Source organism: Alcanivorax sp. S6407 (assembly GCF_023016115.1).
GTDB lineage: Bacteria > Pseudomonadota > Gammaproteobacteria > Pseudomonadales > Alcanivoracaceae > Alcanivorax.
In genome coordinates, this window is sequence record NZ_JALKBH010000007.1 from 1 (window position 1) to 12,620 (window position 12,620).

Annotated in this window: 9 protein-coding genes, 2 tRNA genes and 3 rRNA genes; 7 read left to right on the forward strand and 7 right to left on the reverse strand. The window is 56.5% G+C overall.

The window, feature by feature from the left end; translation table 11 throughout:
• From MWU49_RS14200 to rrf, 5 genes are all read left to right on the forward strand, one after another.
• Positions 1–113 (forward strand): 16S ribosomal RNA (locus tag MWU49_RS14200); the annotation flags it as partial.
• Positions 114–191: 78 nt separating this feature from the next.
• Positions 192–268 (forward strand) — tRNA-Ile (locus MWU49_RS14205).
• Positions 269–285: 17 nt separating this feature from the next.
• Positions 286–361 (forward strand) — tRNA-Ala (locus MWU49_RS14210).
• Positions 362–632: 271 nt separating this feature from the next.
• Positions 633–3,522, forward strand: a 23S ribosomal RNA gene (locus MWU49_RS14215).
• 187 nt (positions 3,523–3,709) lie between these two features.
• A 5S ribosomal RNA gene (rrf, locus tag MWU49_RS14220) occupies positions 3,710–3,825 on the forward strand.
• A gap of 590 nt (positions 3,826–4,415) precedes the next feature.
• On the opposite strand, the gene yegS is transcribed toward rrf, so the two are convergent.
• Positions 4,416–5,318 (reverse strand): lipid kinase YegS, encoded by a 903-nt coding sequence (gene yegS, locus MWU49_RS14225; protein WP_246973620.1) that lies wholly within the window; start codon positions 5,316–5,318, stop codon positions 4,416–4,418.
• Entirely contained in the window at positions 5,311–6,306 is a 996-nt protein-coding gene (locus tag MWU49_RS14230) for a DUF4382 domain-containing protein (protein WP_246973621.1), read from the reverse strand. The genes yegS and MWU49_RS14230 overlap by 8 nt, the downstream gene beginning before the upstream one ends.
• Positions 6,307–6,534: 228 nt before the next feature.
• Between MWU49_RS14230 and MWU49_RS14235 the strand changes: the two genes are divergently transcribed.
• Positions 6,535–6,762 (forward strand): DUF2061 domain-containing protein, encoded by a 228-nt coding sequence (locus MWU49_RS14235; RefSeq protein WP_246973622.1) that lies wholly within the window; start codon positions 6,535–6,537, stop codon positions 6,760–6,762.
• A gap of 50 nt (positions 6,763–6,812) precedes the next feature.
• Positions 6,813–7,499 (forward strand): TetR/AcrR family transcriptional regulator, encoded by a 687-nt coding sequence (locus tag MWU49_RS14240; protein WP_246973623.1) that lies wholly within the window; start codon positions 6,813–6,815, stop codon positions 7,497–7,499.
• A gap of 7 nt (positions 7,500–7,506) precedes the next feature.
• On the opposite strand, the gene MWU49_RS14245 is transcribed toward MWU49_RS14240, so the two are convergent.
• From MWU49_RS14245 to MWU49_RS14265, 5 genes are all read right to left on the reverse strand, one after another.
• A complete protein-coding gene (locus tag MWU49_RS14245) occupies positions 7,507–8,304 on the reverse strand; it encodes a methyltransferase (protein WP_246973625.1) in 798 nt (265 codons plus the stop codon).
• Positions 8,305–8,313: 9 nt separating this feature from the next.
• Complete coding sequence (locus MWU49_RS14250; protein ID WP_246973626.1) at positions 8,314–8,880, reverse strand: TetR/AcrR family transcriptional regulator; 567 nt, start codon at positions 8,878–8,880, stop codon at positions 8,314–8,316.
• 22 nt (positions 8,881–8,902) lie between these two features.
• Positions 8,903–11,662 carry a valine--tRNA ligase gene (locus MWU49_RS14255; protein WP_246973628.1) on the reverse strand — a complete coding sequence of 920 codons (2,760 nt, stop codon included), beginning with the start codon at positions 11,660–11,662 and terminating at the stop codon, positions 8,903–8,905.
• A 103-nt stretch (positions 11,663–11,765) separates the two neighbouring features.
• On the reverse strand, positions 11,766–12,107 hold the full coding sequence (locus MWU49_RS14260) for a hypothetical protein (RefSeq protein ID WP_246973629.1): 342 nt from the start codon (positions 12,105–12,107) through the stop codon (positions 11,766–11,768).
• Positions 12,108–12,136: 29 nt separating this feature from the next.
• Positions 12,137–12,556: a DNA polymerase III subunit chi gene (locus tag MWU49_RS14265; RefSeq protein WP_246973630.1), complete on the reverse strand. Its 420-nt coding sequence runs from the start codon at positions 12,554–12,556 to the stop codon at positions 12,137–12,139.
• Between the last annotated feature and the right edge of the window lie 64 nt (positions 12,557–12,620).

Below are 12,620 nucleotides of genomic sequence, written 5' to 3' on the forward strand. Positions count from 1 at the left end.
CAGAAGTAGTTAGTCTAACCTTCGGGAGGACGATTACCACGGTGTGGTTCATGACTGGGGTGAAGTCGTAACAAGGTAGCCGTAGGGGAACCTGCGGCTGGATCACCTCCTTAACGACAAAGATATCTGTCCTGTTCAGGGCCCACACGTTTGCTTGTCTGGTAATTAAAGGGTGTAGACGCTTTTTGTATAGGTCTGTAGCTCAGTTGGTTAGAGCGCACCCCTGATAAGGGTGAGGTCGGCAGTTCAAATCTGCCCAGACCTACCATTTTCAGCATGAAAAATGGGGCCTTAGCTCAGCTGGGAGAGCGCCTGCCTTGCACGCAGGAGGTCAGCGGTTCGATCCCGCTAGGCTCCACCAATGTTGACTAGGTAGAAGCGTTAAAGAAGTCAGAATCAAGCATTACTTTGCTTGCTTCTGACTTTTTGGGTCAGACGTCGCAATCTTTATGGTTCGACAAGCTCTTTAAAAATTTGGGAAATGAGAAGTCCAAGTATTCATTGAGAATGCAAGCGTTAGAGACTTTCTGACACTTGTGTCTTTATGGTGAATCGTTATCACGATGAATGACCTGGGCGGTGATGGAGGATTTGTCGAAAGGCGAATCGGAAGTGACTGTTTTGGGTTATATAGTCAAGTGATTAAGCGTACACGGTGGATGCCTTGGCAGCCAGAGGCGATGAAGGACGTTGTAGCCTGCGATAAGCTCCGGTTAGGTGGCAAACAACTGTTTGACCCGGAGATTTCCGAATGGGGAAACCCACCTGTCATAAGGCAGGTATCACATACTGAATACATAGGTATGTGAAGCGAACGAGGGGAACTGAAACATCTAAGTACCCTTAGGAACAGAAATCAATTGAGATTCCGTCAGTAGCGGCGAGCGAACGCGGATTAGCCCTTAAGCTTGTGAATGATTAGGAGAACGGTCTGGGAAGGCCGGCCATAGTGGGTGATAGCCCCGTATCCGAAAGTCTGATCAAGTGAAATCGAGTAGGTCGGAGCACGTGAAACTTTGACTGAATGTGGGGGGACCATCCTCCAAGGCTAAATACTCCTGGCTGACCGATAGTGAACCAGTACCGTGAGGGAAAGGCGAAAAGAACCCCGGAGAGGGGAGTGAAATAGAACCTGAAACCGTGTACGTACAAGCAGTCGGAGCCCTCTTGTAGGGTGACGGCGTACCTTTTGTATAATGGGTCAGCGACTTAATTTCAGTAGCGAGGTTAACCGTTTAGGGGAGCCGTAGGGAAACCGAGTCTTAATAGGGCGTTTAGTTGCTGGGATTAGACCCGAAACCGGGCGATCTATCCATGGGCAGGTTGAAGGTGCGGTAACACGCACTGGAGGACCGAACCGACTACCGTTGAAAAGTTAGCGGATGACCTGTGGATCGGAGTGAAAGGCTAATCAAGCTCGGAGATAGCTGGTTCTCCCCGAAAGCTATTTAGGTAGCGCCTCGGACGAATACCACTGGGGGTAGAGCACTGTTTCGGCTAGGGGGTCATCCCGACTTACCAAACCGATGCAAACTCCGAATACCAGTGAGTACTATCCGGGAGACACACGGCGGGTGCTAACGTCCGTCGTGGAGAGGGAAACAACCCAGACCGCCAGCTAAGGTCCCCAAATTCCAGTTAAGTGGGAAACGATGTGGGAAGGCTCAGACAGCTAGGAGGTTGGCTTAGAAGCAGCCACCCTTTAAAGAAAGCGTAATAGCTCACTAGTCGAGTCGGCCTGCGCGGAAGATGTAACGGGGCTAAAACTGGATACCGAAGCTGCGGCAGTGACTTTGTCACTGGGTAGGGGAGCGTTGTGTAAGCCTGTGAAGGTGTGTTGAGAAGCATGCTGGAGGTATCACAAGTGCGAATGCTGACGTGAGTAACGATAATGGGGGTGAAAAACCTCCACGCCGAAAGACCAAGGTTTCCTGCGCAACGCTAATCGGCGCAGGGTGAGTCGGCCCCTAAGGCGAGGCAGAAATGCGTAGCTGATGGGAAACAGGTTAATATTCCTGTACTTCTTATAACTGCGATGGAGAGACGGAGAAGGCTATGCCTACCGGGCGTTGGTTGTCCCGGGGAAAGGTTGTAGGCTGAGGTGTTAGGCAAATCCGGCACCTTAAGGCTGAGAACCGAGACCACTGATCCTTTGTGATCGGGAAGTGGTTGATGCCATGCTTCCAGGAAAATCTTCTAAGCTTCAGGTTATAAGGAACCGTACCCCAAACCGACACAGGTGGTTGGGATGAGTATTCTAAGGCGCTTGAGAGAACTCGGGTGAAGGAACTAGGCAAAATTGTACCGTAACTTCGGGAGAAGGTACGCCGCTGACGGTGATGGGATTTACTCCCTAAGCTATTGGCGGTCGCAGTGAAAAGGCCCCTGCAACTGTTTATTAAAAACACAGCACTCTGCAAACGCGTAAGCGGACGTATAGGGTGTGACGCCTGCCCGGTGCCGGAAGGTTAATTGATGGGGTTAGCTTCGGCGAAGCTCTTGATCGAAGCCCCGGTAAACGGCGGCCGTAACTATAACGGTCCTAAGGTAGCGAAATTCCTTGTCGGGTAAGTTCCGACCTGCACGAATGGCGTAATGATGGGGGCGCTGTCTCCACCCGAGACTCAGTGAAATCGAAATCGCAGTGAAGATGCTGTGTACCCGCGGCTAGACGGAAAGACCCCGTGAACCTTTACTACAGCTTCACAGTGGACTTTGAGCCTGCTTGTGTAGGATAGCTGGGAGACTTTGAAGCAGTGACGCCAGTCATTGTGGAGTCGTCCTTGAAATACCAGCCTGGCATGTTTGAGGTTCTAACCCAGGCCCGTTATCCGGGTCGGGGACATTGTGTGGTGGGTAGTTTGACTGGGGCGGTCTCCTCCCAAAGAGTAACGGAGGAGCACAAAGGTACCCTCAGCACGGTCGGACATCGTGCAACGAGCGTAAAGGTAGAAGGGTGCTTGACTGCGAGACCTACAAGTCGAGCAGGTGCGAAAGCAGGTCTTAGTGATCCGGTGGTTCTGTATGGAAGGGCCATCGCTCAACGGATAAAAGGTACTCCGGGGATAACAGGCTGATACCGCCCAAGAGTTCATATCGACGGCGGTGTTTGGCACCTCGATGTCGGCTCATCTCATCCTGGGGCTGAAGCCGGTCCCAAGGGTATGGCTGTTCGCCATTTAAAGAGGTACGCGAGCTGGGTTTAGAACGTCGTGAGACAGTTCGGTCCCTATCTGCCGTGGGCGTTGGAGATTTGAGAGGAGCTGCTCCTAGTACGAGAGGACCGGAGTGGACGAACCTCTGGTGTTCCGGTTGTCACGCCAGTGGCATTGCCGGGTAGCTAAGTTCGGACGGGATAACCGCTGAAAGCATCTAAGCGGGAAGCCTCCCTCAAGATGAGATCTCCCTGGGAACTTGATTCCCCTGAAGGGCCGTTGAAGACCACAACGTTGATAGGCTGGGTGTGGAAGCGTTGTAAGGCGTGAAGCTAACCAGTACTAATTGCCCGTGAGGCTTGACTATATAACACCAAAGCAGTCCCGCGACTCCATCGAGTCAGGACAGCGTAAAGACAGTGTGTCAGAAGTCAGCTTGCTAACAGTGAATAGCAAACTTCTCGTTCCCAATTTGGCTTTGCCGGTCAGTCGAGTAGTCGACCGGTAAGGCAACCTAATTTAGCGATGCCCTTGTGGATAGCTAAACCAGTTTGCCTGACGACAATAGAGTGTTGGAACCACCTGATCCCATGCCGAACTCAGAAGTGAAACGACACATCGCCGATGGTAGTGTGGGGCTTCCCCATGTGAGAGTAGGTCATCGTCAGGCTCTTAAACCAAACAAAAGACCCCCGCCACGAAAGTGACGGGGGTTTTTTGTTTGGTTTAGGATCACGAGGAATTACTTTCCCTACCTCGCAGCGCTTGCGCTGCCATGTGACACCCGATGCACCGAAGGTGCCAGGGTGAGGCGCCGCAGGCGTCCCGAAGGGATAACAAGCATGCTTGTTACCTAAGTAGGTCATGACACGCCAGACGCATCACGCATCACGCCAGACGCCCAAACCCCAAACCCCAAAGCCCAAAGCCCAAAGCCAAACAACACCCCAACCCGTAGGAGCCTGCCTGCAGGCGATCCCTCCCATAAAAAAACCAAACTCATCGCGTGCAGGCACGCTCCCACAGCAGCGGCAAAGGACGCTTCAGCTATCCCGTCCATCGCCATGCAGGCATGAGCTCCTGCGACGCGCCTTCTTCTTGCGCCAGTGCTAACCGTGCCTGCGAAAGGCAAAAGATCGCCAGCAGGCTGGCTCCTACGGCGGTCGCTTCCGACCAGCCCGGGGAAAAAGTGGAAACCATAACGGGGCCCAGCCGTATCCTCTGTCACCGCGCAGGGGCACGGCGGTATGGATGCTGGGGTCAGCCCAGTAACGGACTGCCTTCAGGTAGGTAGAGGGACAGGCCCTCATGAATAACCTTGATGGCAAATCGGGTGTCCTCAATCGGCTCGCCATCCAGATTAAAGTGCATGGGGGAGGGGGTTTCGACAAGCAGCTCCCTGACCCGACTGCGAATGAACAGCCCCGGTTGATCCGGGTCCTGTCTGGCTTCGCTGTCAAACAGTTCGCGAACGCCGGCAAGCAGATCCATGTCGGCGGGCAGAATAGCTACATCAAGCAGACCATCATTAATCAGGGCATCGGGGCAGAGCTGCTGTCCCCCTCCGGCCTGACGGCCATTGCCCAGCCCGACGGCCAGAAATTCCCCTTGCCAATCGAAGTCATCGCCCTTGAAGTGGCCCTGGGCTGCCTGGATTTCGGTGAACTTGCTCAGCCCGGTGAGAAAGTAGGCGGCGCCACCGAGCAGCTTTTTCAGCTCTTCCGAGGTTTGGGTGGTCACCTCGGTACCGAAACCGCCGGTGGCCATATTCAGAAAATACTGGTCATTGATACTGATCGCATCGCACGGAGCTGGCGCGTTGTCGAGCAATGCCAGCGCCGCGTCCATGTCATCAGGAATGCCAGCGGCAGTGGCCAAATCGTTGGCGGTTCCCAGGGGGAGGATGGCCAGTGACAGGTCGTCCCTGTCGCTGGCCATCATGGCGTTGACGATGTCTCTAACCGACCCGTCGCCACCTGCGGCAATGAAGTCCCGGGCACCGGCAGCGAGACCCTCTCTGACCAGGCGTTCTGCATCGCCAGCTTCCCAGGTCACGCGAACCTGAATATCCAGACCACTGTCACGCCGGGCCATGATGGCCTGGCGTAACGCTTCATGGCTTGCCTGTTTGCCGTGCAGGATCAACCAGTAGCATTTACTCACTGGCTACGCTGTCCTCTACTGGCTCAGAAATGATTTCCGGCAGATCCGCACTGGCGGTCTTTTCCGCAGTCACAGAAATGTTTCTCTCAGCTGGGAACACCAATGTCTGATCTGTTTCCGGATCGTCATCAAGGGCCTGACAGGTGAAGGCAACGGTGTAATCACCAGCCGGTACAAAGCCGATCTCATACTGGTAGCTATCCGTTTCACCGTTATAGACCACATTGGCAGTGGTCAGGGGGTTGCTGGTGTCGGCCGGCTGTCCCAGTTCGTCCAGAAAGATGTCGCCAGTGTCGGCATCGAAGTTGTTGTAGAGGTACACCGCGTTGCCTTCCAGGCTGTCACTCTCCAGATCCGTGGTGCAGCTGGCGTCATTGATCAGACTATCGGCAACCGTACCACTGATGGCGCCTACTTCACTGTTGTCCACCATGCGGATGGCGGGGCGGAGCAGGTAATAGCCCTTGTTATTCTCGGGCTTGGTGATGGCCCGGCGCAGATCCACATCCAGCGTGAAGTTCACCTCACCATTGACCGGCACCACGAACCCGCTGACCAGTTGAACATGGCGGACTTTCTCGGAGCCGTTCTGCTGTCCGGGTACATAGAGGTCGTATTCCCCACCCAGGTCATCGACTACATAGGTGTTATCGGCGCCGCCCAGCACATGCAGACGCACCCAGTTGTAGCGGCCGGCAGGCACCGTGGTTCTGGGCAGAATCACGGTGGAGGCAGTGCCCTGCAGGTCAAGCAGGTTGTCGATCACCAATGGTTCGTCAAGCTCATGATATTGCGCTTTGCCTTCTGCTGGCTTGAACGAGACAGCATGGACCGTCAGCTGAACCTTCTGCAGGTCATCAGCAGGGGCATCGGTCATGGAGAAACTAACGTCACCGGTCTGTGCGGGAGCAACTGCGTCGCTGTCTGAACTACCGCCACAGGCGCTGAGCAGGGCCGTTGCGGCGGCAAGGGCTATGTAGTTTTTCATCACGGGTCTCCTTGGGTGATCAAAGTGGAATATCGTCACCCTACAAGGGTTGGTGTGCGGTTTCGGCGATCTGATCCATGACTTTACAACGATTAACAAGTGAGGAATGTGCAAGGACGGTAACAGTCTTGGCTATCGCGAAGGGCTATGGCTGGCATTGATTAATAGTATTTACTGATTGCTGGATTGTGAGTGAGAATCGTTATCAACAAATGGAGGGCGGGCACAATGGCCAAGACAATGAGCTTTGCAGCGGTACATTTTTCAGTGGCGTTCACTGTGGTCTGGATGATGACAGGGGACTGGCGTATCGGTGGTTTGACGGCGCTGGTTGAACCCTGTGTGAACACCGTGGCCTACCACTTGCATGAGAAGGTGTGGCGGCGGCGTCATATCGGGCAATCCTTGAACAAAACGGTCATGTGCAAGGATAAACTCAGTGTTTACTCGATATAACCCGTTGGTTAAGCTAGCGCGAAGTATACATTTTCAGGGGTGGGTGTCAGGTGCAAAATCGTGCCAGTGATATAGATGCGATTCGCCAGGTAGTGAATCAGGTGCTAGAAGTGCATGCCCGTGAGGAAGGGGCGCAGCGCTCCCAGGCTCGGGCGGAAATCTTGATTCATTCAATGCAGGTATTTGCGCAGCGGGGGCTGCAGCGAACCACCGTTCAGCATCTGCTGGATGCCTCTGATGTGTCCCGCCGTACCTTCTACAAGTACTTCCGCAACAAGATGGACGTACTGGAAAGTATTTATCGCATCTTTGTGGACAACATGCTGATTCACTTTCACAAGGAAGTGAAACAGGCCGGTTCCGCCAACGACATTATCCGTAACACCACCAAGGTGTACTTCGAATACCATGTCAGCATGGGGCCGATCATCAAGTTGATGATGGAAGAGGCGCGTTCGTCCTCGTCTGCGCTGGCGCCTCACCGCATGCGCGCCCAGGGCATTGCCGCGGAGGTGCTGACAGCACAGATCAGCCGCTTCACAGGGCGAGACTATGATCCGCTGGTATTCCGCACCATGCTGTGGATGCTGGAAAATTATTCCCTGTACATCTTTGATGACGGCGGTTTTTCCCAGGAGCGTCTGGAGCAGTGCCAGCGCGTGGCTATCGGCATCGCCGAATCACTGGTGCTGGGCAAGGTGACGCCCGGTATGCTCGAGCGTCACGTCGCCTCCTGAATCCGGATTACTCCGGCTTGATAAACTTGAGTGTCATGCGGTCGCTTTCGCCGATCGCTTCATAGCGCTCCCGGTCCTGGTCACCCAGCCGTAATGTGGGAGGCAAACTCCATACGCCGGCGGGGTGATTGGCCTGATCCTTTGGATTGGCATTGATCTCGGATCGCTCAACCAGTCTGAAGCCCGCCTTTTCCGCCTGTTCGATCACATAACCTTCGCTCATATACCCGGTTTCGATCTGACGTGACAGTGGCCGCACTTCCGGTGCCCGGTGTTCTACCACTCCCAGAATGCCGCCAGGTTTGAGAGCGGCAAAGAAGCTGGCGAAAACCGCTTCGGCTTTACCCGCCTTGGCCCAGTTATGCACATTACGGAAGGTCAGAACGCGATCAACGGTGCCGGCTGGCGCAATGATGGTGTGGCTCGGTGGGTAAAGGGCAGTAATGCGGACGTGGTCGTAGACATCAGGGTGCTGGGCGAGCTTTTCCTTGAAGCGGGTCAGGGCGCGGCGATAGAAGGGAATGTCGCTGTCTTCCGGAAACTGGGCCGCGTAGAGCTTTCCGTTGTCATACAGGTAAGGTGCCAGAATGCTGGTGTACCAGCCCCCTGCCCCAGGCCAGACCTCCACCACTGTCATATCCGGCTGTACCTCGAAGAACTGCAAGGTGGCATCCGGGTGACGGTAAGGGTCGCGGCTTTTTTCTGCCGCGCTGCGATGCGGTGCATCCAGTATCGTTTCCAGGGTATCGGCGAACAGGGGGGGAGCTGCCAGCAAGAGCGCAGCAAAGGCAAAAACAATACGCATGATCTCGTCCTATCTGAGGCCGCGGATCAGTACCTTCATGTAATCGGCGGCTTGTTCTTCCAGACTGCCTGAGCTGGTCAGGGCCCAGGTGTAAGTGGTACCGATGACCAGATTGACCATCATCAGGATGGTATCGCGGGTGGGCAGGGCAACGAAATAGCCATCCTTGCGTAGTTCGTTGAAGAAGGCATCGGCCACCGGCAGGTTCTGTTCGATCAAGGCCAGATACTGGCGCTGGATATCGCCCATGAAGTCCCCGGCTTCCTGAATCAATACCCGACTGAATGCCTGGTTCTGTTCCAAATAGCGGGCCACCCGGCGGCACAGGTCTTCCAGTCGTTGCAGGGGCGGTTCCACGCTCATTAGCGAGGACAGCATGATGTCGCGGATATCGTTGAGATTTTCTTCAACGATGGTGAGCAGCAGTGCTTCCTTGGAGGCAAAGAACTTGTAGATAGTGGCCTTGCCCACGGCCGCCTGTTCCGCAATGGTTTTCACCTCTGCGGTACGGAAGCCTTCGCGGGCGAAGACCTCCTGGGCGGCAACGAGTATGCGGGCGCGGCGCGGGTCATCCATGACGCAGTAGTCCCTGTGGTGATTACAGATACTTGATCTTTTCCAGCTGCTCTTCCAGCTTGGCCAGCTGGGAGCGGTAGTCGTCAAGCTTGGCCTTTTCCTTGTCGACCACCGCCTGCGGTGCCTTGTCGGCAAAGTTCGGGTTCTTCAGCTTGCCTTCGGCGCGACCCACTTCCTTGCGCAGTTTGTCGATTTCCTTGCCGAGGCGCTCGATCTCCGCTTCCTTGTCGATCAGACCAGCCATGGGCACAAGAATCTCCATGTCACCGACCAGCGCGGTGGCGGAAGCCGGGGCGGAATCTTCCGGAGTCAGCCAGGTGATGGATTCCAGTTTGGCCAGTTTGCTCAGGAAGGTGCGGTTGGCGTCGAGCAGAGCCTTGTCGCTGTCCTTGCCATTGTGGAGGTAGAGCGGCAGGGCCTTGCCCAGCGGGATGCCCATCTCGCCGCGGATGTTGCGCACCGCGGTGATCACGCTCTTGATCCAGGCGATGCCGGTTTCGGCATCGTTGTCGATCAGCTCCTTCTGCGGGGCCGGGAAGGGCTGCAGCATGATGGTGTCGCCATCCTTGCCAGCCAGTGGTGCGATCTTCTGCCAGATCTCTTCACTGATGAAAGGCATGAAGGGGTGCGCCATCCGCAGGATGGCTTCCAGCACCCGTACCAGGGTGCGACGGGTGCCGCGCTTCTGGGCTTCGGAATAGTCGTCGCTGTAAAGCACTGGCTTGGACAGTTCCAGATACCAGTCGCAGTATTCATTCCAGATGAACTCGTAAGCCGCGTGGCTGGCCACGTCGAAGCGGAAGCTGTCGAGCGCTTCGCTCACTTCCTGTTCGGCACGCTGAAGGGCCGAAGTGATCCAGCGGTCTGCGATGGACAGTTCCACTTCGCCCTCAAGGCCACAGTCCTGAGCTTCGGTGTTCATCATCACGTAGCGGGCGGCGTTCCAGATCTTGTTGCAGAAGTTCCGGTAGCCCTCGATGCGGCCCATATCCCACTTGATGTCGCGGCCGGTGGAGGCCAACGACAGGAAGGTGAAACGCAGGGCATCGGTACCGTAGGCATTGATGCCGTCGGGGAAGTCCTTGTGGGTGCGCTTGGTGATCTGCTTTTCTTTCTGCGGCTGCATCAGCCCCTTGGTGCGCTTCTCCACCAGCTCGTCCAGCTTGATGCCGTCGATCATGTCCAGCGGGTCGAGCACGTTGCCCTTGGACTTGGACATCTTCTGGCCGTCGTTGTCACGCACCAGGCCGTGCACATACACCTTCTTGAACGGCACTTCGCCGGTGAACTTCAGCGTCATCATGATCATCCGGGCGACCCAGAAGAAAATGATATCGAAGCCGGTGACCAGCACATCGGTGGGGTGGAAGGTGCGCAGCATTTCCTCATCATCGGGCCAGCCCAGGGTGGAGAAGGTCCACAGGGCCGAGCTGAACCAGGTGTCCAGTACGTCGTCGTCCTGGCTCAGGGGAATGTCGCCCAGATTGTTGTCGGCACGGACTTCTTCTTCCGTGCGGCCCACATAGACATTGCCGTCGGCATCGTACCAGGCCGGGATGCGGTGACCCCACCACAGCTGGCGGGAAATACACCAGTCCTGCAGGTCACGCATCCAGGCGAAATACATGTTTTCGTAGTTTTTCGGTACGAACTGGATGTCGCCGTTTTCCACCGCAGCGATGGCCGGCTTGGCCAGCTCTTCCACGGCCACGAACCACTGGTCGGTCAGGTAGGGCTCGATAATGACGCCAGAGCGGTCACCACGGGGTACCTGCAAGGTGTGATCGGCCACTTTTTCCAGCAGGCCAAGGGCGTCCAGATCGTCGACCACCTTCTTGCGCGCGTCGACCCGGTCCAGGCCGCGATAGGCCTCCGGTACTTCGTCGTTCAGTGCTGCATCGATGGTCAGGATATTGATCATCGGCAGGTCGTGGCGTTTGCCCACTTCGTAGTCGTTGAAGTCGTGGGCCGGGGTGATCTTCACGCAGCCGGAACCGAAGTCCGGGTCCACGTAATCGTCGGCAATGATGGGAATGTCGCGGTCGGCCAGCGGCAGGCGAATGGTCTTGCCGATCATATCCTTGTAGCGCGGATCTTCCGGGTGCACGGCCACGGCAGTATCACCGAGCATGGTTTCCGGGCGGGTGGTGGCGACCACCAGGTGGCCGGAGCCATCAGACAGCGGATAGCGGAAGTGCCACATGTGGCCCTGCTCTTCCACGTTTTCCACTTCCAGATCGGAAATGGCGGTGTGCAGTTTCGGGTCCCAGTTGACCAGGCGCTTGCCGCGGTAGATCAGGCCTTCCTTGTGCAGGCGCACGAACACTTCGCGCACCGCATTGGACAAGCCCTCGTCCATGGTGAAACGTTCCCGGGTCCAGTCCACGCTGGCGCCCATGCGACGCAGCTGACGGGTGATGGTGCCGCCTGACTCGCCTTTCCATTCCCAGACCTTGTCGAGGAACTTCTCGCGGCCAAGCTCGTGGCGGTTGGTGCCTTCTCCGGCCAGCTTGCGCTCTACTACCATCTGGGTAGCGATACCGGCGTGATCGGTGCCCACCTGCCACAGGGTGTTGCGGCCCTGCATGCGGCGATAGCGCACCAGGGTGTCCATGATGGTGTCCTGGAAGGCATGCCCCATGTGCAGGCTGCCGGTCACATTGGGCGGCGGGATCATGATGCAGAAGGAATCGCCCTGGCCGGAGGGTTTGAAGTGTCCCGCCTTTTCCCAGGTTTCGTACCAGGATTGCTCAATGCGATCGGGTTGGTAAGTCTTGTCCATGATCAGCGCCTGTTGCCTGAAGGGGTTGCCTGCAAAAAATGAGGGCGAATTATAACGAAGCCGGGCGGCGACGTCGCGCCCTGAAGGCATGGTGTTGCCGGGGTTATGGCTGGTTTTTGCGGCGCAGGGCGTCACGCAGGCGCAGGCGCAGGGCTTTTTCCAGCTTGGGCAGGGCTTCTTGCACCAGACTGTCGACGATCTGGTCGATATCGGCGTTGTTCAGAGCAGATGGCGTTCGCGACGGCGCCGGTTGTGCAGGTGCCGTGGGGGCAGGTCGATCCAGAAACGGGTTGGCCCGCTCGCTGGCCAGCTTGCGGATCTGCTCGCTGTCCATGGATGCGGGTCGCGATGGCGGGGCGGACGACTCCATATCATCAAGCAGGGACTGGATGTCACCCAGTTCCTTCAGCAATGCCTGCTTGCGTGATTCGCGATCGTCGTTCATGCCTGTGGTCCTGAAAGGGCGAAATGAAATCAGCCCAGTTCGTGAGTGGTGACCGGAAAGCCGCGCTCACGGTAAAACCGAAAGCGTTGCCGCCCGGTCTGTCTCTCATTCTCCTCCCCGCTGATCATTTCCGCCACCCTCTGGAAGCGGGAGGCGAAATCCGGCACCTGGTCGGTCAGGTTGATCAGCACATCATGATGTTCACCGGGATCTGGGCCATGGCCCAGAATGACGGGGGCATGCCCTTCATCATGGATGGCATGGGGCAGGAATCCTGTCTTGGGAGAGTGCCAGAATTGCTGGTCCAGCTGGCGTGCATGGGCCTCATTCTGGCAATGCACATACACCAGCCGGCCCTGTTTCAGGGCCTTGTCGGCAATGCGCCAGGCAAGCGCCTGACGGACACCGTCACCGGCCTTGTTGCTGAGGTAGAAGGTTACTTCGGTCATATTGAAAGCTGGACGCTTGACGCCGGACGCCTGACGCAGGGGGAGCGTCAGGCCTCTGGCATCT